This window comes from Streptomyces griseoaurantiacus (genome assembly GCF_036189845.1).
GTDB classification, from domain to species: Bacteria; Actinomycetota; Actinomycetes; order Streptomycetales; family Streptomycetaceae; genus Streptomyces; species Streptomyces griseoaurantiacus.
This window is the reverse complement of the sequence record NZ_CP108326.1, coordinates 4,952,546-4,973,262: the sequence shown is the minus strand read 5'-3', so window position 1 is coordinate 4,973,262 and position 20,717 is coordinate 4,952,546. Positions and strand designations below refer to the sequence as shown.

At 71.9% G+C, this 20,717-nt stretch carries 23 protein-coding genes; 12 read left to right on the top strand and 11 right to left on the bottom strand.

What is annotated here, in order from left to right; all coding sequences use genetic code 11:
* Positions 1 to 37: 37 nt before the first annotated feature.
* Positions 38 to 220 carry a DUF6104 family protein gene (locus OHB09_RS22275; RefSeq protein ID WP_006142349.1) on the top strand — a complete coding sequence of 61 codons (183 nt, stop codon included), beginning with the start codon at positions 38 to 40 and terminating at the stop codon, positions 218 to 220.
* Positions 221 to 466: 246 nt separating this feature from the next.
* Here OHB09_RS22275 and OHB09_RS22270 read toward each other — a convergent pair whose 3' ends face one another.
* Positions 467 to 1,297, bottom strand: a complete 831-nt coding sequence (locus OHB09_RS22270) for a hypothetical protein (RefSeq protein ID WP_328922421.1) — start codon at positions 1,295 to 1,297, stop codon at positions 467 to 469.
* Positions 1,298 to 1,469: 172 nt separating this feature from the next.
* Here OHB09_RS22270 and OHB09_RS22265 point away from each other — a divergent pair, with 172 nt between their 5' ends.
* Together OHB09_RS22265 and OHB09_RS22260 are read left to right on the top strand one after the other, a co-directional pair.
* Positions 1,470 to 2,390: a DUF4097 family beta strand repeat-containing protein gene (locus OHB09_RS22265; protein ID WP_328922420.1), complete on the top strand. Its 921-nt coding sequence runs from the start codon at positions 1,470 to 1,472 to the stop codon at positions 2,388 to 2,390.
* Position 2,391: 1 nt separating this feature from the next.
* On the top strand, positions 2,392 to 3,435 hold the full coding sequence (locus tag OHB09_RS22260; RefSeq protein WP_328922419.1) for a PadR family transcriptional regulator: 1,044 nt from the start codon (positions 2,392 to 2,394) through the stop codon (positions 3,433 to 3,435).
* A gap of 57 nt (positions 3,436 to 3,492) precedes the next feature.
* Here OHB09_RS22260 and OHB09_RS22255 read toward each other — a convergent pair whose 3' ends face one another.
* The 4 genes from OHB09_RS22255 to OHB09_RS22240 form a co-directional block, all read right to left on the bottom strand.
* A complete protein-coding gene (locus tag OHB09_RS22255) occupies positions 3,493 to 4,071 on the bottom strand; it encodes a Clp protease N-terminal domain-containing protein (protein WP_191891087.1) in 579 nt (192 codons plus the stop codon).
* On the bottom strand, positions 4,071 to 4,280 hold the full coding sequence (locus tag OHB09_RS22250) for a helix-turn-helix domain-containing protein (protein WP_040896296.1): 210 nt from the start codon (positions 4,278 to 4,280) through the stop codon (positions 4,071 to 4,073). The genes OHB09_RS22255 and OHB09_RS22250 overlap by 1 nt, the downstream gene beginning before the upstream one ends.
* Before the next feature lie 110 nt (positions 4,281 to 4,390).
* Entirely contained in the window at positions 4,391 to 5,356 is a 966-nt protein-coding gene (locus OHB09_RS22245; RefSeq protein ID WP_191852243.1) for a zinc-binding dehydrogenase, read from the bottom strand.
* Positions 5,357 to 5,468: 112 nt separating this feature from the next.
* Entirely contained in the window at positions 5,469 to 6,701 is a 1,233-nt protein-coding gene (locus OHB09_RS22240; RefSeq protein WP_328922418.1) for an NAD(P)-dependent malic enzyme, read from the bottom strand.
* A 577-nt stretch (positions 6,702 to 7,278) separates the two neighbouring features.
* On the opposite strand from OHB09_RS22240, the gene OHB09_RS22235 reads away from it, so the two are divergent.
* From OHB09_RS22235 to OHB09_RS22225, 3 genes are read left to right on the top strand one after another with little or no spacing between them, the layout of a single operon-like run.
* Positions 7,279 to 8,244, top strand: a complete 966-nt coding sequence (locus OHB09_RS22235; protein WP_006142341.1) for an ABC transporter substrate-binding protein — start codon at positions 7,279 to 7,281, stop codon at positions 8,242 to 8,244.
* 39 nt (positions 8,245 to 8,283) lie between these two features.
* A complete protein-coding gene (locus tag OHB09_RS22230; RefSeq protein ID WP_006142340.1) occupies positions 8,284 to 9,210 on the top strand; it encodes an amino acid ABC transporter permease in 927 nt (308 codons plus the stop codon).
* On the top strand, positions 9,207 to 10,007 hold the full coding sequence (locus tag OHB09_RS22225) for an amino acid ABC transporter ATP-binding protein (protein ID WP_093591942.1): 801 nt from the start codon (positions 9,207 to 9,209) through the stop codon (positions 10,005 to 10,007). Before OHB09_RS22230 ends, OHB09_RS22225 begins: the two co-directional genes overlap by 4 nt.
* Before the next feature lie 85 nt (positions 10,008 to 10,092).
* Here the strand turns inward: OHB09_RS22225 and OHB09_RS22220 are convergent, their stop codons facing one another.
* On the bottom strand, positions 10,093 to 10,860 hold the full coding sequence (locus OHB09_RS22220; protein ID WP_167792994.1) for a class I SAM-dependent methyltransferase: 768 nt from the start codon (positions 10,858 to 10,860) through the stop codon (positions 10,093 to 10,095).
* A gap of 162 nt (positions 10,861 to 11,022) precedes the next feature.
* On the opposite strand from OHB09_RS22220, the gene OHB09_RS22215 reads away from it, so the two are divergent.
* The gene (locus OHB09_RS22215; RefSeq protein WP_006142337.1) at positions 11,023 to 11,670 is read left to right on the top strand and encodes a CGNR zinc finger domain-containing protein; all 648 of its coding nucleotides are present in this window, start codon (positions 11,023 to 11,025) and stop codon (positions 11,668 to 11,670) included.
* Here OHB09_RS22215 and sodX read toward each other — a convergent pair.
* Positions 11,556 to 11,987 (bottom strand): nickel-type superoxide dismutase maturation protease, encoded by a 432-nt coding sequence (sodX, locus tag OHB09_RS22210; protein ID WP_078631106.1) that lies wholly within the window; start codon positions 11,985 to 11,987, stop codon positions 11,556 to 11,558. The genes OHB09_RS22215 and sodX overlap by 115 nt on opposite strands.
* Before the next feature lie 144 nt (positions 11,988 to 12,131).
* Between sodX and sodN the strand changes: the two genes are divergently transcribed.
* The 3 genes from sodN (at position 12,132) to OHB09_RS22195 (ending at position 13,583) form a co-directional block, all read left to right on the top strand.
* Positions 12,132 to 12,527 carry a superoxide dismutase, Ni gene (gene sodN, locus OHB09_RS22205; RefSeq protein WP_191891080.1) on the top strand — a complete coding sequence of 132 codons (396 nt, stop codon included), beginning with the start codon at positions 12,132 to 12,134 and terminating at the stop codon, positions 12,525 to 12,527.
* A 172-nt stretch (positions 12,528 to 12,699) separates the two neighbouring features.
* Positions 12,700 to 13,137, top strand: coding sequence for a helix-turn-helix transcriptional regulator (locus OHB09_RS22200; RefSeq protein WP_078631127.1), 438 nt, complete (start codon positions 12,700 to 12,702; stop codon positions 13,135 to 13,137).
* A 23-nt stretch (positions 13,138 to 13,160) separates the two neighbouring features.
* On the top strand, positions 13,161 to 13,583 hold the full coding sequence (locus tag OHB09_RS22195) for a VOC family protein (protein ID WP_006142334.1): 423 nt from the start codon (positions 13,161 to 13,163) through the stop codon (positions 13,581 to 13,583).
* A 13-nt stretch (positions 13,584 to 13,596) separates the two neighbouring features.
* Here OHB09_RS22195 and OHB09_RS22190 read toward each other — a convergent pair whose 3' ends face one another.
* From OHB09_RS22190 to OHB09_RS22180, 3 genes are all read right to left on the bottom strand, one after another.
* Positions 13,597 to 14,229 (bottom strand): GNAT family N-acetyltransferase, encoded by a 633-nt coding sequence (locus OHB09_RS22190; RefSeq protein ID WP_328922417.1) that lies wholly within the window; start codon positions 14,227 to 14,229, stop codon positions 13,597 to 13,599.
* Positions 14,230 to 14,503: 274 nt separating this feature from the next.
* Entirely contained in the window at positions 14,504 to 15,658 is a 1,155-nt protein-coding gene (locus OHB09_RS22185; protein ID WP_191852239.1) for a family 2 encapsulin nanocompartment cargo protein polyprenyl transferase, read from the bottom strand.
* Between the two features lie 148 nt (positions 15,659 to 15,806).
* Positions 15,807 to 17,213: a family 2B encapsulin nanocompartment shell protein gene (locus OHB09_RS22180; RefSeq protein ID WP_006142331.1), complete on the bottom strand. Its 1,407-nt coding sequence runs from the start codon at positions 17,211 to 17,213 to the stop codon at positions 15,807 to 15,809.
* A 258-nt stretch (positions 17,214 to 17,471) separates the two neighbouring features.
* Between OHB09_RS22180 and OHB09_RS22175 the strand changes: the two genes are divergently transcribed.
* Positions 17,472 to 18,062 (top strand): N-acetylmuramoyl-L-alanine amidase, encoded by a 591-nt coding sequence (locus OHB09_RS22175; RefSeq protein WP_167792998.1) that lies wholly within the window; start codon positions 17,472 to 17,474, stop codon positions 18,060 to 18,062.
* Positions 18,063 to 18,209: 147 nt separating this feature from the next.
* The gene (locus tag OHB09_RS22170) at positions 18,210 to 19,091 is read left to right on the top strand and encodes a 1-aminocyclopropane-1-carboxylate deaminase/D-cysteine desulfhydrase (protein WP_191852296.1); all 882 of its coding nucleotides are present in this window, start codon (positions 18,210 to 18,212) and stop codon (positions 19,089 to 19,091) included.
* A 4-nt stretch (positions 19,092 to 19,095) separates the two neighbouring features.
* On the opposite strand, the gene OHB09_RS22165 is transcribed toward OHB09_RS22170, so the two are convergent.
* On the bottom strand, positions 19,096 to 20,691 hold the full coding sequence (locus OHB09_RS22165) for a Na+/H+ antiporter (RefSeq protein ID WP_167792999.1): 1,596 nt from the start codon (positions 20,689 to 20,691) through the stop codon (positions 19,096 to 19,098).
* Positions 20,692 to 20,717: the final 26 nt, after the last annotated feature.

Sequence of the window (20,717 nt, the reverse complement as noted above, 5' to 3'; positions counted from 1 at the left end):
GTGCGGCCCGTCCGCCTTCCCGCCCTATCCTTGACCCATGTACTTCACCGACCGTGGGATCGAGGAACTGGAGAAGCGGCGCGGCGAGGAGGAGGTCACCTTCGAGTGGCTCGCCGAACAACTCCGCACGTTCGTCGACCTCAACCCCGACTTCGAGATCCCCGTCGAACGCCTGGCCACCTGGCTGGCCCGCCTGGACGACGAAGAGGACGAGGAGTAGGGACCGGGGAGCACCGGACGGAGGCGCGGAAGCGCCCTAGAGGGACGCGGAAGCGCCGTCAGGGGCGCGGGGAACCGCGCGACCAGCCCGAACGCACCCGCACCTGTCCCACCACCCCGCCCACCCGAGCTCCCACCCACCCGGCCACCCCGGCCCGTCGGCCCCACCCCGGGGTCCGAGGGGCAGAGCCCCTCGAAGGGACGGGAAGGGTAGGGGCGGCGGGGGCGAGAAAACCCCCGCTCCCCCTTACGCGCGCCCCCAGGCCCCCGCTCGCACACCCCCCACCACCCCGTCCCCCACCAGCACCAACCCCGCCACCACCCACCCCGCACGCCGACGCCGCACCCCCCACACCAGCACCGGCACCCCCAACCCCACCTGCACCCACGCGACCACCCGCGCCCCCGTCCCACCGGACACACCCGAGCCACCCGCCTCTGCCCCCGCTCCCGCGGCCCGGACACCCCCACCCACCTCGACCCGCTCCCGCACCGCGCCCTCCGGCACCACCTCCCGCACGACCTCCCGCAACCCCTCCACCGTCTCCCCCGGCGCCACCCCGTCCGGCAACCTCAGCCCCAGCCCCGCCAGCGCCGCCAGCAACCCCCGCAGCCGCCCGATGCCGTCCACCGAGGGCTCCGGCCGCGTGAGCGCGAGCAGCGCACCGGCACCCGCACCCGCACCCGCACCCAGCCCCAACCCTTCCCCCAACGTCCGCATCGCCTCGTCCTCCCCCACCGCCGTCCCGTTGCCCAGCCACACGTACGGCACGGGCCGCCGAAACCCGGACGCCAGCACACACCCGCTCCGGTCCGCGTCCCACCACACCGCGAGCACCGGCCAGGAGACCCCCACCGCCAGCGCGAACGCCCACCCCGTGGCCACCCGCTCGACGGTCTCCCCGTTCCGCCACGGCTCCCCCTCCGGCACCAGCAGCGTCCACCCGTCGCCCGCCCCCGCGATCCCCGTCCGCTCGCGCAGCAGCGGCACCACGGGCGCGACGGCGTCGGGCCCGGCCCGGCAGAGCAGCAACACACCACCGGCCGCACCGCGCGAGGAGCCCGTATCCGTCGACATGCCCTCACGGTAGGCAGCTTCCTCCCGGTTCCTCCCCGGCTGTTCACCTGGACGGGTGTCTTGACTTCGCGAGCGCACGATATATCGTGTGTAACCAAGAACGCGATATGACGCGATCCCTGCCGCGCCTCGCACACAACCGGAGCCGGCCGACGCCGAGGAGGTCACCACCATGTCCGAGTGGTCCGTCGCAGAGCCCGGAAAGCTCACTTTCGACGACCCCCTGACGTCCCTGCACGTCCGTATCGTCAACGGCACGGTGAACGTCATGGGCACGGAGGACAGCACGGCCCGACTGGAGGTCTCCGGCATAGAGGGTCCCCCGCTGACGGTGACGCACAAGAACGGCACCCTCACCGTCGCCTACGACGACCTCCCCTGGCGGGGCTTCCTGAAGTGGCTGGACCGCAAGGGCTGGCACCGCTCCGCGGACGTCACCCTCGCCGTGCCCTCCGGCACCCGCGTGGAGGTCGGCGTGGTCGGCGCCCACGCGATGGTCTCGGGCATCGAGGAGCGCACCGAGGTGAAGGGCGTCACCGGGGACGCGACGCTGGTCGGCATCTCCGGCCCCCTCCGGGCCACGACGGTGTCGGGGAACGTGGAGACGCAGGCCGTCTCCGGCGAACAGCGCCTCAACTCCGTCTCCGGCGACCTCACCGTCGTCGAGGGCGCCTCGTCCGCCGTCAAGGCGGACTCGGTCAGCGGGGCGATCATCCTGGACCTGGACCCCACCGGCGGCCCCACGGACGCCCGGCTGACCAACGTCTCGGGCGAGATCGCCGTCCGCCTCGCCCACCCCGCCGACGTCGAGGTGGAGGCCAACACGGCGGGCGGTGCCGTCTCCAACGCCTTCGAGGACCTGCGGGTCAGCGGCCAGTGGGGCACGAAGCGGATCTCGGGCCGGCTCGGCGGCGGCACCGGCCGGCTGAGGGCGACCACCGTCTCAGGCTCCATCGCCCTGCTGCGCCGCCCGGGCGACGAGGAGCCCTGGGACGCGCCACCGCCCGGCCCCGCCGAGGAGCACACACCCGACGCCCCCGAGAACCCCGAGGCCCCGGCCGCGGACGGCCCGACCGACAAGAAGGTGCTCTGACATGGCCCCCGTCTTCGCCCACGGCCGGTTGCGGCTGTACCTCCTCAAGCTGCTGGACGAGGCCCCGCGCCACGGCTACGAGGTGATCCGGCTGCTGGAGGAGCGCTTCCAGGGGCTCTACGCCCCCTCGGCCGGCACCGTCTACCCCCGCCTGGCCAAGCTGGAGGCCGAGGGGCTCGTCACCCACACCACCGAGGGCGGCCGCAAGGTCTACTCGATCACCGACGCCGGCCGCGCGGAGCTGGCCGGACGCAGTGGTGAACTGGCCGACCTGGAACTGGAGATCCGGGAGTCGGTGGCGGAACTGGCCGCCGAGATCCGTGCCGACGTCCGGGGCGCCGCCGGCGATCTGCGCCGGGAGATGCAGGCCGCGGTCAGCCAGGCCCGCAGTGGCCGCAAGAAGCAGGAGATGCCCTGGGACGCGCGGGACTGGGCCGAGGACCGGGAGTCCTGGCGTGTCGCGAAGGAGGAGATGCGGCGCGTCAAGCAGGAGTGGAAGGAGCAGGCCAGGCGCGCGAAGGACGAGAGCCGCCGGGCCCGCGAGGAGGCCGAGCGGGCGCGGCGCCAGGCCAAGGAGGCCCAGGAGCACGCGCGCGCCCAGGCGCAGCAGGAGATGCAGCGGATCGCCAAGCGGGTCCAGGAACACGCCCAGGAGCACTTCGAGCGGGGCGACTGGCCCACCGGCGTCCGCGAGGGCCTCACCGAACTGACCAAGGAGCTCGGCGAGTTCGGGAAGGTCTTCGGCAAGGACTTCGGCTTCGGGCGTACGGAGCAGGGAGCCGAGGCTCCCTCCGGCGGGGCCGGACCGGAGTACACGGTCACTCCCGAGGACTTCCCCGCCTCCTACGAGCCGTCCTGGGCGCACGAGTCCCCCACGGGGGAACCGGCCCGGGACCTCGACCGGCTCCTGGACCGCTTCCGCGACGAGGTCCGCGACGCGGCCCGGGACCACGGGGTCACTGAGGACCAGCTCCGTGACGCCCGCCGCCATCTGTCCACCGCGGCAGCCCATATCGGCGCGATACTCCGGAGCCCGAAGGTCTGAGGGCCCCGAGGGCCGGAGGGCCGGTCCGCCGCGGGCTCACGGGGTGGGCCGGCGGGGTCAGCTCGCGCGGGCCTCGCCGGTGTCGGGGCCGTAGAGGACCCGGGTCACGGATGCGTGGGTCACTCCGTGGTCGGCCAGCACCTCGGCGGGGACGCCGGGGCGGACGGTCAGGGCCAGCAGGAGGTGTTCGTCGCCGATGCGCCGGTCGTGATGGGCGAGGGCGACGCGCAGTGCGCCCGCCAGCACCTGCTTGGCCCCCGGGGTGAAGGCCCGGCGGCCGGACCGGGACCGGTGGCCGCCGATGCTTCTTCCCGCAGCCGCGAGGGCGCCCGGTCCGTGGGTCTCCTCGACCCGGGAGACGAGGGCGGTGAGGTCGATTCCGAGATCGTTGAGCGCGTCCGCGTCCGCGCGGGTGAGACCGCCCCTGCGGCGGGCCTCGGACAGGTCGCGCGCCACCGCCTCGCGCCGGCCGGGCAGTCCGAGTGCCGCCAGCGCGAAGGAGCCACGGCTGCCCTCGCGTTCGAGAAGGGCGAGCAGCAGGTGCGTCTCGTCCACGCGTCGTTCCCCGGAGCGGGCGCAGTGCGCGACCGCCTCGGCGACCACGGCCCGGGCGTCCTCGGTGAACCGTTCGAACATCATCGCCTCCCGTGTTTCTTGTGCACGGCCTGCCTGCTGACGCCGAGTTCCGCGGCGATCTCCTGCCACGACCAGCCCTGTTCGCGCGCGTTGCGCACCTGGACCGTCTCGAGGTGCTCGAGGAGGGTGCGCAGCGCGGTGACCGCCCGCAGTCCGACTCGGGGATCACGGTCACCGGCGCGCTCGGCGAGATCCGTCGCTTCCGTCATGCTGTCAATGTAGGTTGACAGCCCGACGGTCGTCAACCGTGGTTGACACACGAGGAGGGGTGGGGTGGTGGGTGGGAGGGGGGGAAGGGGGGAGAGGGCGCCGGACCGCCTCAGCCGTTGGTCAGCACGATCTTGCCGAACTGCTCGCCGGACTCCATCCGTGTGAAGGCCTCGCGCGCCCGGTCCAGCGGGTACACCTCGTCGATGACCGGCCGCACTTTGGTGGCCGCGCAGAAGGAGAGCAGGTCCTCCAGTTCGTCCTTGCTGCCCATGGTGGAGCCGACGACCTTGAGTTCAAGGAAGAAGATGCGGGTGAGTTCCGCGTGGGAGGGACGGTCGCCGCTGGTGGCACCGGAGATGACGACGGTTCCGCCGGGGCGCAGGGACTTCACGGAGTGGGACCATGTCGCGGCGCCGACGGTCTCGAGGACGGCGTCGACGCGCTGGGGCAGCCGGGCCCCGGTCTCCAGCGCCTCCACGGCACCGAGTTCGAGGGCCCGCTTGCGCTTGGCCTCGTCGCGGCTGGTCGCGAAGACCCGGAGCCCGGCCGCCTTGCCGAGCACGATCGCGGCGGTCGCCACCCCGCCGCCGGCGCCCTGCACGAGGACGGAGTCGCCGGGGCGTACGCCCGCGTTGGTGAAGAGCATGCGGTAGGCGGTCAGCCAGGCGGTGGGCAGACAGGCGGCCTGCTCGAAGGAGAGTTCCTTCGGCTTGGGAAGGAGGTTCCAGGTGGGCACGGTGACCTGCTCCGCGAAGGTGCCCTGGTACCGCTCGGTGAGGATGGAGCGGCGCTCCTCGGGGCCGACACCGTGGCCGGTCTCCCCGATGACGGAGTGGACGACGACCTCGTTCCCGTCCTCGTCGACGCCGGCGGCGTCGCAGCCGAGAATCATCGGGAGGGCGCCCTCGGGGAGGCCGACCCCCTTGAGGGACCACAGGTCGTGGTGGTTCAGGGAGGCGGCCCTGACGTTGACGGTGGTCCATCCGGGTGTGCGCGCGGGGGCCGGACGCTCCCCCAACTCAAGTCCCGACAACGGCTGGTCACGGTCGATTCGAGCAGCATAGGCAGCGAACATGCCCTCGACGATAGGCTTCGCGGCCACCGCGAGGAACCGACCCGCGCTGTGACACGCGTCCCGCCTCGGTGCGGGGCCGGGTGCCCTCCTCGGAGGACACCCGGCGAACGCGTCAGCGGCGGGCGACGCCTTCCGCCCGCGCCGCCGCGGCCACGGCCGCCGTCACGGCGGGGGCGACCCGCTCGTCGAAGGGGGAGGGGATGACGTAGTCCGCCGCGAGGTCGTCCCCGACGACCGCCGCCAGCGCCTCCGCCGCCGCGATCTTCATGCCCTCGGTGATCCGCGAGGCCCGCACCTGCAGGGCGCCCGCGAAGATGCCGGGGAAGGCCAGCACGTTGTTGATCTGGTTGGGGAAGTCCGAACGGCCCGTGGCGACGACGGCCGCGTACTTGTGCGCGACCTCGGGGTGCACCTCGGGGTTCGGGTTGGCCATGGCGAACACGAAGGCGCCCTCCGCCATCGAGGCCACCGCGGACTCCGGCACCGTGCCGCCGGAGACGCCGATGAAGACGTCGGCGCCGGCCAGGGCGGACTCCAGCGAACCGGTCAGCCCGGCCTTGTTGCTGAGCTCGGCCAGCTCGCGCTTGACCGGCGTCAGGTCCTCGCGGTCGCGGGAGACGACGCCCTTGCGGTCGGCGACGGAGACGTCCCCGATGCCGGCCTCGATGAGCATCTTGGCGATGGCGACCCCGGCGGCCCCCGCGCCGGAGATCACCGCGCGGAGCTGCCCGAGGGTGCGCCCGGTCAGCCGGGCGGCGTTGCGCAGCGCGGCCAGCGTCACGACCGCCGTGCCGTGCTGGTCGTCGTGGAAGACGGGGATGTCCAGGCGCTCCTGGAGCCGGCGCTCGATCTCGAAGCAGCGCGGCGCGGAGATGTCCTCCAGGTTGATCCCGCCGAAGGAGGGCGCGAGCCGGGCGACGGTCTCGACGATCTCGTCGACCCCGGTGCAGTCGAGCGCGATCGGGACGGCGTCGACGCCGCCGAACTGCTTGAACAGGATCGCCTTGCCCTCCATCACGGGGAGGGAGGCCTCGGGACCGATGTCTCCGAGGCCGAGGACGGCCGTGCCGTCGGTGACGACGGCGACGACGGAGGACTTCCAGGTGTAGTCGTGGACGAGTTCCGGCTGCTCGGCGATGGCGCTGCACACCTTCGCGACACCGGGGGTGTAGGCGAGGGACAGGTCGTCCTTGTCGCGGACCGGGACGGTGGCCTGGACGGCCATCTTGCCGCCGCGGTGCAGCGCGAACGCCGGGTCGAAGGCGTCGAAGGAATCGAGGGGCTCCGCCCCGCCGTCCTGCGCCGCACCGCTGTCGCTGCGAGGGTTGACGATCTCGGCTGCCACTTCTTGATACCCCTTAGGTCTTCTTGGATTGAGGGTGACCACTCCTGGTGAGGGGTGGGCGGGCACCGCGTGAGGCCCCGATGAGTGATACGCGTGGGCGCGGACGCGACGGGCGCGCCGCACACGCGCCCTGAGCCCCGGATGAGGGGTGTAAAGAACCTTCTTACCGGACGGAGGCCGTCGGCGACGAGTCCGGACGAGCCCGTACAGCCAAGATCACATGCAAGCAAAGGTCACCCGCGGGGGACGGCGACAGTCGCCCCACAGCACGACAAGTCTTGTCAAAGTGTGCGTAAAACACGCAAGGTGAGGCAAAGCCGGAGGCACGACGTATCCACATCCCGGGACGGGCGGGAAATGCTGCGGCCGACCGGAGGAATTTCGGCAGATGGTCCGGCTCTGATGACCGAGCCCGCACGATCCGGGTCACCTGTTATCCGATTTTGACATGGAGAGTCACCTGACTGGCGAAGTCCGAATGGCAAGATGCGGTCATCACACGAGGTCGCGACACCCAAAGGTGTGTGTTCTCGTCGACCCATCGGCAGCACCACCCATCCCGCCGGAGGAACCCACCATGACCGCAGGCATCACCCGTCGTACGACCGCCGCGCGCTCCCGGACAGCCGCGGTCGGCGCCGTCGCGGTCGCGGGCACCCTGCTGCTTGCCGGCTGCGGCGACCAGACCGACAAGGGCAGCGACGGCGGCTCGGACTCGAGCGCCTCGTCCTCCGCCCCGCTCGCCGACAAGCTGCCCTCCGACATACGCAAGGCGGGTGTCATCAAGGTCGGCTCGGACATCGCCTACCCGCCGGTCGAGTTCATGAAGGGCGGCAAGGCCACCGGCATCGACCCGGACATCGCCGAGGCGCTCGGCAAGCAGCTCGGCGTGAAGTTCGAGTTCCAGAACGGCAAGTTCGACCAGCTCGTCGTGGGTCTGCAGGCCGGCCGCACCCAGGTGATCATGTCGGCGATGAACGACACGAAGGACCGCCAGAACGGCATCGACTCCGACAGCGGCAAGAAGGCCGGCGACGGCGTCGACTTCGTCGACTACTTCACCGCCGGCACCTCGATCCTCGTCCAGAAGGGCAACCCCAAGGGGATCAAGTCCCTGGACGACCTGTGCGGCAAGGTCGTCGCCCTGCAGCGCGGCACCACCTCCGAGGGCGTGGCCAAGGCGCAGAGCAAGAAGTGCACGAAGGACGGCGGCAAGGCGATCAAGCTGCTGACCTTCGACACCGACCCCGAGGCGCTGCTCCGTCTGAAGCAGGGCGCGTCCGTCGCCGACCTCAACGACTTCCCCGTGGCGGCCTACAACGCCAAGACCTCCGGCGGCGGCAAGGACTTCGAGGTCATCGGCGAGCAGATCGAGGCCGGCCCCTACGGCATCGGCGTCGGCAAGAAGAACACCCAGCTGCGGGACGCCCTCCAGGCGGCCATGAACGCCATCATCGAGAACGGCGACTACAAGAAGATCCTCGAGAAGTGGAACGTCACGGACGGCGGCGTCACCGAGGCCAAGATCAACGGTGGCTCCTGAGCCTCGGCGCGGAACCGACGAGAGCGAGGGACAGTCACCGTGACCGACATTGTCGACAAGGTTCCGGCACCGGTGCCGCCGGAGCAGATCAAGGCCATCCCGGTGCGCCACTACGGCCGCTGGGTGGCCGGCGCCGCGGTCCTCGCGATCCTGGTGCTGATCGGGATCGCGTTCTCCAACGCGAAGATCCACTACGACGTCATCCCGGACTACCTGACCGACGGCACCATCCTGTCGGGCGTCTGGCACACGCTCTACATCTCGGTCCTGGCCATGCTGCTCGGCCTGGTGCTCGGCGTGGTCCTCGCCGTCATGCGGATGTCCTCGAATCCGGTCACCAGCACGGTGGCCTGGTTCTACGTGTGGTTCTTCCGCGGCACTCCGGTGCTGGTCCAGCTCCTGCTCTGGTACAACATCGCGCTCATCTTCCCCATCCTGAACCTCGGGTTCTACAAGGATGAGATGAACCAGGTCATGACGCCGTTCCTGGCGGCGCTGCTGGGCCTGGGCCTCAACGAGGCCGCGTACATGTCGGAGATCGTCCGGGCGGGCATCCAGTCGGTCGACATGGGCCAGACCGAGGCCTCGCACGCGCTCGGCATGACCCAGGGCAAGACGCTGCGCCGCGTGGTGCTGCCGCAGGCGATGCGGGTGATCGTGCCGCCGACCGGCAACGAGTTCATCAACATGCTGAAGACCTCCTCGCTGGCGTACGCGGTGCAGTTCAACGAGCTGATCAAGCGGTCCACGGACATCTCCAGCACCTCGCTGGCGGTGGTGGAGCTCTACTTCGTCGCCTCGATCTGGTACCTGATCCTGACCAGCGTCTTCAGCGTGGGCCAGTACTACCTGGAGCGGCGTTACGCCCGCGGCTCGTCCCGCACGCTGCCGCCGACCCCCCTGCAGCGGCTGCGGAAGAACCTCGCCCTGTTCGGTTCGTTCCGCCGCCCGGAGGTGTCCCGATGACCAGTCTGAGCAAGGACGTCGCCACCGGCGGCAGCGGCGGTCCGATGGTGCGGGCCGAGGGCGTGCACAAGTCCTTCGGGCTCGCGCACATCCTCAAGGGCATCGACCTGGAGGTGAACCCGCGCGAGGTGTTCTGCCTGATCGGCCCGTCCGGTTCCGGCAAGTCCACCTTCCTGCGGTGCATCAACCACCTGGAGAAGATCAGCGCCGGCCGGCTGTACGTCGACGGCGACCTGGTCGGCTACCGGCAGAAGGGCGACAAGCTCTACGAGCTGAAGGAGTCGGAGGTCGCGGCGCAGCGGCGGGACATCGGCATGGTGTTCCAGCGCTTCAACCTCTTCCCGCACATGACGGCGCTGGAGAACGTCATGGAGGCGCCGGTCCAGGTCAAGCGCGAGACCAAGGCGGTGGCCCGGGAGCGCGCCCAGCGGCTGCTCGACCGCGTCGGCCTCGGCGACCGCACGGGCCACTACCCGGCCCAGCTCTCCGGCGGCCAGCAGCAGCGCGTGGCCATCGCGCGCGCCCTGGCGATGCAGCCGAAGCTGATGCTGTTCGACGAGCCGACCTCGGCGCTCGACCCGGAGCTGGTCGGCGAGGTGCTCGACGTGATGCGGGATCTCGCGGAGGACGGCATGACGATGATCGTCGTCACCCACGAGATGGGCTTCGCCCGTGAGGTCGGCGACTCGCTGGTGTTCATGGACGACGGTGTGGTCGTGGAGGCGGGCCACCCGCGCCAGGTCCTGGGCGACCCGCAGCACGAGCGCACGAAGTCGTTCCTGTCGAAGGTGCTCTGACGCACCGGCACGCGGAGCCGACGCGGTGAGGGGCGGTACGGGAGATCCGTACCGCCCCTCACCGCGTCCTGCCCCGCCGCGGGCCCTACTTGAGGGCGAGCAGCAGCGTGTCGGAGGGGGAGCACCACACCGGGCGTGCCTCGGCGAACCCGGCCTCGCGCAGCGTCCGGGCGTGCCACTCCGGGGAGGGCATGTCGCCGTCGGCGTGCTCGCCGTAGATCTCGAAGCGGCGGGCGGTGGGCGCGGCGAGGGCCGGGTCCTCGGCGGCCCGCTTCCACCAGTCCGCCCAGTCGACGGCGCCGGCCCGCCGGGCCTCGTCCATGCGGGCGTGGCGCTGGGCGCGCTCGGCCGCGTTGATCCGGGGCGTGGTCTCGTCGATCATGTGGTCGGCGTTCATGAGGACGCCGCCTTCGCGGACGAGTCCCGCGAGACGTCCGTAGAGTTCCGCGAGGGGGCCCTTGTGCAGCCAGTGCAGGGCGGTGGCGGTCAGGACGGCGTCGTAGGAGTCGTGGGGCAGCCGCTCGGGCCAGTGGGGGTCCTTGAGGTCGGCCTCGACGAAGGTCACCCGCCCATCGCCCTCGAAGGTGCCGCGGGCGATGGTGAGCAGCGCGGGGTCGAGGTCGACGCCGGTGCTGGTGGCCTCGGGGAAGCGGGCGAGCAGCCGGGCGGTGATGGTGCCGGTGCCGCAGGCGAGGTCGAGGACGCGGGGCGCGGTGCCGGTCAGGGCCTCCACCATGTCGAGCATGATCCGGAAGCGGTCCTCGCGGTCCGGCATGTACCACTCCTGCTGCCGGTCCCAGCTCTCCTGCCAGGCGTTCCAGCCGGTCGTCGTGGCCGTGTCGAGTGTCGTCATGGTCGTCCGCGTCCTCCGTGTCCTTCGTGTTCCTTCGTGGTCGTTCGCCCGGTCCCACCGCTTCGCGCACCACCCGGGGCACACGAGTAATACCCTGGGAGCACGATCGGCTGTTACTTCATCCGTACGCACGACCATAGAGCGCGCCCGTAAGGACTACAAGTGGAACTGGCCTATTACTCGGACTATGCTCTCCGGCTCATCAACAGCGAGGAACCGGCCCGGGGCAAGGACGCGCTCACCTCCGTGGAGGCCGTGCGCGCCCTGTTCGGGGCCAACCAGTCGGCGGCCCGCCGCACCACCGACGCCGACGTCACGCGCTTCCGCTCGGTCCGCGGCAGGCTCCGCGCGGTGTTCGAGGCGGCGAACGAGGGGGACGAGACGCTCGCCGTCGACCTGCTCAACTCACTGCTGCTGGAGTTCCCGGTCAGCCCGCAGATCTCCGGCCACGACCACCGCGACGACGACGGCCGCCCCCTGTGGCACATGCACCTGGCCGACCACCCGTCCAACGCGACCGCCGGCTACGCGGCGATCGCCGCGATGGGACTCGCCTTCCACCTGACCGAGTACGGCGTGGACCGTCTCGGCCTGTGCCAGGCCGCCCCGTGCCGCAACGCCTACCTGGACACCTCGACCAACCGCTCCCGCCGCTACTGCTCCGACCGCTGCGCCACCCGGGCGAACGTGGCCGCCTACCGCGCCCGCAAGCGCGAGGAGGCCGACCGGTCGGCCCGCACCGGCCGCACCACCGAGAACGCCCAGCGCACCAGCGCCAGCGGCGAACGCCCCTCGGGCAGCGGGCGGTAGCGCAGCCGCACCCTGGCAAGCACGAGCTCCGGCGGCACGACCCCGTAGTCGGTGCTGTCACCACCGGCGTAGGGGTTGTCACCGAGCACCCACCAACCGCCCTCGCGCCGTTCGACGGCACGCTTGACGACCAGCAGGTCCTGCTGGAACGGATGCCGCAGGACCACGACGTCCCCGGGGCGGATGCGCGCCCCGTACTGGACGACGAGCCGGTCGCCGTGGTGCAGCGTGGGCACCATCGACGGCCCCGACACCTCGGCCGCCCCGAACGGCAGTACGGCTCTGGTGCTCTCGGTCTCCTGCGACAGCTCCGGCATCACGGCCACCTCCCCGGTCTATGGTCCACCAGTCCCAGTCTGGCCCCGGACTTTTGTCGTAAGCCCATGGGGGCACTCGCGAAAACCGGTCCCCCACGGAGTAATCTCCCACGTGAGAAGACGATCACGAGGAAGGACAGCTCAATGCTCTCCCGCCTGTTTGCCCCCAAGGTCACGGTCAGCGCGCACTGCGACCTTCCCTGCGGTGTGTACGACCCTGCCCAGGCCCGGATCGAAGCCGAGTCGGTCAAGGCCGTCCAGGAGAAGATGGCCGGCAACGACGACCCGCACTTCCAGACGCGTGCCACCATCATCAAGGAGCAGCGCGCCGAGCTGGCCAAGCACCACGTCTCGGTGCTGTGGAGCGACTACTTCAAGGCTCCGCACTTCGAGAAGTACCCGGAGCTGCACCAGCTGGTCAACGACACCCTGAAGGCCCTCTCGGCCACCAAGGCGTCCAAGGACCCGGCCACCGGCCAGAAGGCGCTCGACTACATCGCCCAGATCGACAAGATCTTCTGGGAGACCAAGAAGGCCTGACCCCAGGCCCGGCCCGACCGCACCCGGCCCCCCGCTCGCCGCACCGGCGCGCGGGGGGCCGGGTGCGGTTCTCGTGTGCGGTCCTCGCCCCTCCCCGGCGGACCGGGGGGCGTGCGATGCTGGCCGCGTGGACCTCGATGAGCTGGTGCGGTTGCGGCGGACCCGGGACCGGATGGACCGGGAGTACGCCGAGCCGCTCGACATGGCGGAGCTGGCCCGGACCGCGTTCATGTCGGCCGGTCACTTCCAGCGCCGGTTCCGCGCCGCCTACGGCGAGACCCCCTACGGCTACCTCATGACACGGCGCATCGAGCGCGCCAAGGCCCTGCTGCGCCGCGGGGATCTGACGGTGACCGAGGTGTGCCTCGCGGTCGGCTGCACCTCGCTCGGGTCGTTCAGCTCACGGTTCACCGAACTCGTGGGCGAGACACCGAGCGCCTACCGGGCCCGGCCGCACACCGAGAGCGCCCCGATCCCGCCCTGCGTGGCCAAGAACCTGACCCGCCCCGCGCGCACGGGCGCACCGCCGCGCTTCACGGAGCCGTCCGGCGCCCCCGGTTCCGTCGGCCGTACGGACGGTCGCCTCCCGCGGACGGGCCGCGGCGCCTGAGGGTCGTCCCTTAGCGTGAGGGCATGGATGTCAGACTCTCGCAGTGCTTCATCGCCGTCGACGACCACGACAAGGCACTCGCCTTCTACTGCGACGTCCTCGGCCTGGAGGTCCGCAACGACGTCGGGTTCGAGGGCATGCGCTGGGTGACCGTCGGCTCGCCCGCGCAGCCCGGGGTGGAGATCGTGCTCGAACCGCCGGCCGCCAACCCGGACGCCTCCCCCGCCGACCGGCAGGCCATGGCCGAACTGCTCGCCAAGGGACTGCTGCGCGGCGTCATCTTCTCCACCGACGACTGCGACGCCCTCTTCGCCCGCGTGGAGGCCTCCGGCGCCGAGGTGCTGCAGGAACCCACGGACCAGCCCTACGGCGTCCGCGACTGCGCCTTCCGCGATCCGGCCGGCAACATGCTGCGCTTCAACCAGCCCCGTACCGCGGGCCGATGAGCGCGCGTCCGGATCAGCCGCGCGGCTCGCGCCACATCGGCCACATGCGCGGGCCGTCCGGGAGGTCGAGGGTGCGGTCGAGGGCGGCGAAGCCCAGCCGCTCGTACAGCGGGACGCTGCGCGGGCTGCTCGCCTCCAGGTAGGCGGGCAGCCCCTCGCGGTCGCAGCGCTCCAGCACGGGCCGGATCAGCGCGGTGCCCAGGCCCCTCCCCTGATGCCCGGGAACCACGCCGATCATCCACAGATACTCGTGGGCGCGATCCGCCGGGTGCGCCTCGGCCATCAGCCGGGCGATCAACTCGACGCGCCCGTTCTCCGGGTCGACCTCCTGCCGCAACGTCTCCGCCTCGTCCCCGGCCGCGTCGGCCGCTCCGGCGGGCGCGGCGGGCGCGGCGGACTCAGCCACCGGGGCCGCCGGTACGGGCAGCCAGAGGGCGCACGCCGTCCCGTCCTCGACGAGGTCGATACGCCCCTCGGCGAGGACGGTGTCGGCGAAGGCGGCCATCAGCCGGTGATGGGTGGCACGACGGTGCTCCTCCCCGGGGAAGACCCAGCCACTGACCGGATCGCCCTGGAACGCCTCGTCCAGCACCCGCACGACCAGCTCGCGGTCGTTCCGGTCCGCCCTACGGATCGCCACGTCCATGTGCTCCGCCCCTCCGCCGCCAACCACGGTCACGCGTACGGGCGTTGACCTTAGCGGCACCGGGTGCCGGGCCGAAGCGGCCGATCCGGCCCCGACGGCGCCGTCCGCGGGCGTACGGGGTCAGGGCCCGTGCGCCCGCGGGGCTTCTCATTCCCCCCTCGTCCCCCCTGCCTCCCCTGCCTCCCCTGCTCTCTGCGCCTCCCCTCCGGCCGTTCCCCCTTCCCGCTCACCCCTTTCCCCTCGGGCCTTCCGTTCTGCCTGCCGCCGGGCTTCCTCAGGCGCTGCGGCGGGTCACGAACTCGGCCAGGGCCAGCAGCCCACCGGCCGACTCCGGGTCCGGGACCGCGCGGGACAGTTCGTCCACGGCCCGGGCCATGCGGTCGGCGGCCTGGGCCTGCGCCCAGTCACGGCCGCCGGCGCGCTCGACGGCCAGCACCGTGCGCTCCAGGTCCCCCTCCTGGAACGGGGCCGCGTACAGTTCGGCCAGTTCGGCCGCGGCCGGGGTGCCGGAGGCGAGCGCCGCGACGACCGGCAGCGACTTCTTGCGGGCGATCAGGTCCGCCCCGGCCGGCTTGCCGGTGCGGCCCGGGTCTCCCCAGATGCCGATGACGTCGTCGATGAGCTGGAAGGCCAGTCCGGCCTGCCGCCCGAAGGCGTCGAGTGCCTCGACCTCCCCGTGCGGGGCCCCCGCGTACAGCGCTCCCATCGCGCAGGCGCAGCCCAGCAGCGCGCCCGTCTTGGCCTCCGCCATGGCGAGCACCTCCTCGAGGGTGACGTCCTCGGGGCGGCGTTCCTCCAGTGCCGTGTCGGCGTGCTGTCCGGCGCACAGTTCGACGACGCAGGAGGCCAGCCGCGCGGCCGCCGCCGCGGACGCCGGGTGCGGGTCCTCGGCGAGCAGCCGGTGGGCGAGCGCCTGCAGCGCGTCCCCGGCGAGGATCGCGTCGGAATCGCCGAACACGGTCCAGGCGGTGGGGCGGTGCCGACGAGTGGTGTCCCGGTCCATCACGTCGTCGTGGAGCAGGGTGAAGTTGTGCACCAGTTCCACGGCGGCGGCGGCACGGACCGCGGCCTGCCGATGGCCGCCGAGCGTGGCGGCCGCGGTCAGCACCAGCGCGGGCCGTATGGCCTTGCCCGCGTTTCCGGCGGCCGGGCTGCCGTCCGCGTGCTGCCAGCCGAAGTGGTAGAGCCCGATGCGGCGCATGGACTCCGGAAGTGAGTCCACCGCCCGCCGCAGTTCCGGGTCGACCACGGCCCGGGTCCGGTCCAGGATGGCCTCAGCCTCCTGCCCCTCGGCCGGTCCGGGGCCGGCGGCCGGTCGGGCCCGGGGCGCCCTCGTGCTCACCCCGGTGGCCTCCGCCGGAGCCAGCGGGGCCGGCAGGTCCGCCGGCTGCGCCGGGTTGCGTGCGGCGTCCGTCATGATCTCGCCCATGGGGCTCCCCCTCGCCGGAGCCGGACCGCCCGGGAGGTCTCCCCCCGGGCGGTCCGGCGGACGGTGACGCCCGGAATGGTGCCGGGCGCGTGCCTCCGGGATGTACCCGCCCCGTCGGGCGGGGACACGGCGTGCCGCGGTGCGGAGATCACCTCCACCGGCCGATCTCGACGTTCTCCAGGACGCCGATCGCGTCCGGCACGAGGACGGCGGCCGAGTAGTAGGCCGTCACCAGGTACTTGATGATGGCCTGTTCGTTGATGCCCATGAAGCGCACCGACAGGCTCGGCTCGATCTCGTCCGGGATGCCCGACTGCCGCAGCCCGATGACGCCCTGCTCCTCCTCGCCGGTACGCATGCAGATGATCGAGGTGGTCCGGGTGTCGCTGACCGGGATCTTGTTGCACGGGTAGATGGGCACCCCCCGCCAGGTGGGAATGCGGTTGCCCGCGACGTCGATGCTCTCCGGGACCAGTCCGCGCTTGTTGCACTCGCGGCCGAAGGCGGCGATGGCCTTGGGGTGGGCGAGGAACAGCTTGGATCCGCGGCGGCGGCTGAGGAGTTCGTCCATGTCGTCCGGGCTGGGCACGCCGTCGTGCGGCTGGAGCCGCTGGTCGTACTCGCAGTTGTGCAGCAGCCCGAAGTCCCGGTTGTTGATCAGCTCGTGTTCCTGGCGCTCCTTCAGCGCCTCGACCGTCAGCCGGAGCTGCTGCTCGGTCTGGTTCATGGGCTGGTTGTAGAGGTCGGCCACCCGTGTGTGGATGCGCAGCACGGTCTGCGCGATGCTGAGTTCGTACTCGCGCGGGGCGGCCTCGTAGTCGACGAACGTGTGCGGGATGTCCGCCTCACCGGAGTGGCCCGCGGCGAGGTCGACCTCCTTCTCGCCGTACTTGTTGGTGCGCTGCGCGGGGATCGACCGGCGGCTGTCCAGGTGCCGGCGCAGCGACTCGGCGCGTTCCGCGATCTGTTCCACGTCCCGGCGCGGCAGCGTGAGCACGGTGCACGCGGTGGCCGCGCGGGCCGTGTACTCCCAGATCGCCTCCGGGTCCAGGAGCGTCTGGTCGCCGAAGTAGGCGCCGTCGGCGAGGACTCCGAGGACCACGTCGCCCCCGTAGGGGCCGCTGCCGATCTTCTCGACCTTGCCGTGCGCGATGAGGAACACCTCGTCGACCTGGCTGCCGAAGGAGGCGATGATCTGGCCCGCCTCGATCTCGCGCTGCCTGCAGCGCTGGGCGAGTTCGCCGAGCACCTCCTCGTCCTCGTAGGACCGCAGGGCCGGCAGTTCGCCGAGCTCCGCGGGGATGACACTGACCTGGTCACCTGTCTTCACGAAGGTGACACGGCCGTCGCCGACCGCATAGCTGAGCCTGCGGTTCACCCGGTACGTGCCGCCCTGGAGATCCACCCACGGCAGCATCCGCAGCAGCCAGCGCGAGCTGATCTCCTGCATCTGGGGCACGGACTTGGTGGTCGTGGCCAGGTTCCGCGCGGCGGATGTGCCGAGACTCTGCTGGGGACGGGTCTGCTCCGCGCGGACCTCTTCGCCTACCGACATGTACTTTCGCCCTCCCGATCATGCACTGAACTGCGGGGACAAGCCTTCCATCACGGACGGTCGCGGTGCTATTACACGAAAGAGGGGGAATGGATCATTGCGGGTGTGGGCACTGGGGGCGCCCCGGCGGATTCCCACTCAATGGCCGAAACCCGTCGTACGCCGTTCCGAACGGCGATTGGGGACGCTCGTCCCAGGTACAAGGCTTCGTGGCGGGCGGCGCGAAAGGCGGCCACCCACAGCACGTGAGGAGGCGGCATGGCGTCACCCATGTCCGCGGCCGCGTTCCTGAAGGCGCTCAGGGACGAGGGCGTCACCGTCGTCGAGGTCGGCGACTGGAAGCACCACAACCGCAACCACAAGGGCCCCTGGGGGCCGGTGAACGGTGTGATGATCCATCACACGGTCACCTCGGGCGCCGCCGCCACGGTGGAACTGTGCCGCAAGGGCCACGCGGACCTGCCGGGCCCGCTGTGCCACGGGGTGATCACCAAGGACGGCGTGGTCCACCTCGTCGGTTACGGCCGCGCCAACCACGCGGGGCTCGGGGACGACGACGTGTTCCGCGCGGTCGTCGCGGAGAAGGCGCTGCCGCACGACAACGAGGCGAACACCGACGGCAACCGGCACTTCTACGGGTTCGAGTGCGAGAACCTGGGCGACGGCGAGGACCCGTGGCCCAAGGCGCAACTGGAGGCCGTCGAGCGGGTCTCGGCGGCCGTGTGCCGGCACCACGGATGGACGGAGAAGTCCGTGATCGGGCACCTGGAGTGGCAGCCGGGGAAGGTGGACCCGCGGGGATTCACCATGGCCTCGATGCGCAAGCGCATCCGGGACCGGCTGAAGTAGCCCCGCCCGCGGCGGGTGCGGGCGGGGGGACGGGCCGTGTGGGCGGTCCTCGGTGACCGAGCGGAGAATGGCCGGGTGACCGACGCCCACGTTCCCGAGACGCCCGGCGCGGACGGCGCGCACGAGGCGCGCGGTGCCCTCGGCGGCATCGCCCCGCGCCCCCTGCTGCCCTCGCCCCTGCGGGACGTGGAGGACGAGCGGTTCGGCCGGCACGGCGTGCGGCTCGCACTGAAGCGGGATGACCTGATCCACCCGCACCTGGTCGGCAACAAGTGGCGCAAACTGGTGCCCAACCTCGCCGCTGCGGCCGGGCGGCCCGTGGTCACCTTCGGCGGCGCCTACTCCAACCACCTTCGCGCCACCGCCGCCGCGGGCCGGCTGCTGGGGCTGGAGACCGTCGGGGTGGTGCGCGGGCAGGAACTGGCCGGGCGGCCCCTCAACGCCTCCCTGGCGCGCTGCGCGGCCGACGGGATGCGGCTGCACTTCACGGACCGCGCGGCGTACCGGCGCAAGGCCGAGCCGGAGACGCTGGCCGCGCTGCTGCGGGCCGCCGGGGCCGAGGACGCCCATGTGGTGCCCGAGGGCGGCAGCAACGCGCGTGCCGTGCGCGGCTGCCGGGCGCTCGGCGAGGAGCTGCGCGGCCGTGCGGGCGTGGTGGCGGTGCCCTGCGGCACCGGGGGCACGCTCGCCGGACTGGCGGCCGGTCTGGGTCCGGGGCAGCGCGCGCTGGGGATACCGGTGCTCAAGGGCGGTTTCCTGGCCGCCGAGACGGCCGCGCTCCAGGAGCGGGCCTTCGGCGGGCGGCGCGGTGACTGGTGGCTGGAGGACGGCTTCCACTGCGGCGGCTACGGCCGCACGACGCCCGCACTGGAGGCGTTCGCACAGGATTTCGAGGAGCGGCACGGGCTGCCCGTCGAGCGGCTGTATGTGGCCAAAATGCTGTCCGCCCTCCTCGTACTGACCGAACGGGGCGCCTTCCCACCGGGCACGACGCTCGCGGCGGTGATCACCGGCCGCCCCTTCCCCTGACCCGTCAGGTGGTCTCCCGGAAGGCCGCCGCCTCCTCGAGGTCGAGGCGGCGCAGCAGGGTGCGGAGCATCTCGTCGTCGATGTAACGGCCGTCGCGCAGACGGACGAACATCGCGCGCTCGGCGCCGATCATCTCCCGGGACAGCCGGCGGTAGGTGTCGTCGACGCTCTCCCCGGTGACCGGGTTCACCGCGCCGAGGCGCTCCCAGACGGCGTTGCGGCGACGCTCCAGGACCTCGCGCAGCCGGTCGGCGAGGGGCGGCGGCAGCGTGTTGCGCTCGTCGTCCAGGAGCTCCCGCAGGCGGTTCTCGGCGGCCCGGGAGGCCTGCGCCTGGGCGTTGGCCTCGGCGAGTGTCACGCTCTGCGGGTCGGGCCGGGGCAGCCGCAGCCGGCGGATCAGCGGGGGCAGGGTCAGCCCCTGCACGACGAGAGTGCCGATCACGGTGGTGAACGTCAGGAAGAGGATCAGGTTGCGTTCGGGGAAGGGGGCGCCGCCATGCACGGTGAGCGGCACGGAGAAGGCGACCGCGAGCGAGACCACGCCCCGCATGCCGGCCCAGCCGATGATGAGCGGGCTCTTCCAGGTGGGGTTCTCCTCGTTGCGCCGCACGCGGGCGGAGAGCGCCCGGGGCAGGAAGGTGCTGGGGAACACCCAGACGAAGCGGACCGCGACGACCACGAGGAAGAGGGCGACCGCGTAGACCGCCGCACGGGTGCCCTCGTTCTCGCCGAGGCCCCGCAGGACGACGGGGAGCTGCAGCCCGATGAGCGCGAACACCGAGGACTCCAGCAGGAAGGCGACCATCTTCCACACCGCCTCCTCCTGGAGCCGGGTGGCGAAGTCGACCTCCCAGTTGTGGTGGCCCAGATAGAGGGCGACGACGACCACGGCGAGCACCCCCGAGGCGTGCACCTGCTCGGCGACGGCGTAGGCGACGAAGGGGATGAGCAGGGAGAGCGTGTTCTGCAGCAGGGCCTCCCTGAGGTGGGTGCGCAGCCAGTGCAGGGGCGCCATGAGCACCAGTCCGACGACGACTCCGCCGACGGCGGCGAGCAGGAACTCCTCCAGGCCGTCGGCCCAGGAGGCGCCCGCGCCGACGGCGGCGGCGAGCGCGACCTTGTAGGCGGTGATCGCGGTGGCGTCGTTCACCAGGGACTCGCCCTGCAGGATGGTCGTCAGCCGGGAGGGCAGCCCCAGCCTGCGGGCCACCGCGGTGGCCGCCACCGCGTCCGGGGGCGCCACCACCGCGCCCAGCACCAGTGCGGCGGGCAACGGCAGCCCCGGGACCAGCAGGTAGGCCACCCAGCCGACGGCCAGGGTCGCGAAGAGCACGTAGCCGACCGACAGGAGCATGATCGGCCGCCGCTGGGCCCGCAGGTCCAGGTAGGAGCTCTCGGTGGCCGCCGTGTGGAGGAGGGGCGGCAGCAGCAGCGGCAGGACGATCTCCGGGTCCAGCTCGTAGCCGGGCACGCCGGGGACGTAGGAGACGGCGAGGCCCGCCGCGACCAGGAGCAGGGGCGGGGGGACGGGGGTGCGCCGGGCCGCCCCGGCGACCGCGGCACTGCCCGCGACCAGCAACAGCAGTGGCAATACGTGCATCGTCCCGATTCCGCCCTTTTCTTCCG

Excerpts from the sequence above, each read along its gene's own strand:
- OHB09_RS22245 (WP_191852243.1), bottom strand. The coding sequence starts at position 5,356 with ATGTTCGCTGCCTATGCTGCTCGAATCGACCGTGACCAGCCGTTGTCG.
- OHB09_RS22185 (WP_191852239.1), bottom strand. The coding sequence starts at position 15,658 with ATGGGCGAGATCATGACGGACGCCGCACGCAACCCGGCGCAGCCGGCG.
- OHB09_RS22250 (WP_040896296.1), bottom strand. The coding sequence starts at position 4,280 with ATGACGGAAGCGACGGATCTCGCCGAGCGCGCCGGTGACCGTGATCCC.
- OHB09_RS22260 (WP_328922419.1), top strand. The coding sequence starts at position 2,392 with ATGGCCCCCGTCTTCGCCCACGGCCGGTTGCGGCTGTACCTCCTCAAG.
- OHB09_RS22180 (WP_006142331.1), bottom strand. The coding sequence starts at position 17,213 with ATGTCGGTAGGCGAAGAGGTCCGCGCGGAGCAGACCCGTCCCCAGCAG.
- OHB09_RS22175 (WP_167792998.1), top strand. The coding sequence starts at position 17,472 with ATGGCGTCACCCATGTCCGCGGCCGCGTTCCTGAAGGCGCTCAGGGAC.
- OHB09_RS22255 (WP_191891087.1), bottom strand. The coding sequence starts at position 4,071 with ATGTTCGAACGGTTCACCGAGGACGCCCGGGCCGTGGTCGCCGAGGCG.
- OHB09_RS22270 (WP_328922421.1), bottom strand. The coding sequence starts at position 1,297 with ATGTCGACGGATACGGGCTCCTCGCGCGGTGCGGCCGGTGGTGTGTTG.
- OHB09_RS22200 (WP_078631127.1), top strand. The coding sequence starts at position 12,700 with ATGGACCGGGAGTACGCCGAGCCGCTCGACATGGCGGAGCTGGCCCGG.
- sodN (WP_191891080.1), top strand. The coding sequence starts at position 12,132 with ATGCTCTCCCGCCTGTTTGCCCCCAAGGTCACGGTCAGCGCGCACTGC.
- sodX (WP_078631106.1), bottom strand. The coding sequence starts at position 11,987 with ATGCCGGAGCTGTCGCAGGAGACCGAGAGCACCAGAGCCGTACTGCCG.
- OHB09_RS22165 (WP_167792999.1), bottom strand. The coding sequence starts at position 20,691 with ATGCACGTATTGCCACTGCTGTTGCTGGTCGCGGGCAGTGCCGCGGTC.
- OHB09_RS22235 (WP_006142341.1), top strand. The coding sequence starts at position 7,279 with ATGACCGCAGGCATCACCCGTCGTACGACCGCCGCGCGCTCCCGGACA.
- OHB09_RS22195 (WP_006142334.1), top strand. The coding sequence starts at position 13,161 with ATGGATGTCAGACTCTCGCAGTGCTTCATCGCCGTCGACGACCACGAC.
- OHB09_RS22275 (WP_006142349.1), top strand. The coding sequence starts at position 38 with ATGTACTTCACCGACCGTGGGATCGAGGAACTGGAGAAGCGGCGCGGC.
- OHB09_RS22225 (WP_093591942.1), top strand. The coding sequence starts at position 9,207 with ATGACCAGTCTGAGCAAGGACGTCGCCACCGGCGGCAGCGGCGGTCCG.
- OHB09_RS22190 (WP_328922417.1), bottom strand. The coding sequence starts at position 14,229 with ATGGACGTGGCGATCCGTAGGGCGGACCGGAACGACCGCGAGCTGGTC.
- OHB09_RS22220 (WP_167792994.1), bottom strand. The coding sequence starts at position 10,860 with ATGACGACACTCGACACGGCCACGACGACCGGCTGGAACGCCTGGCAG.
- OHB09_RS22265 (WP_328922420.1), top strand. The coding sequence starts at position 1,470 with ATGTCCGAGTGGTCCGTCGCAGAGCCCGGAAAGCTCACTTTCGACGAC.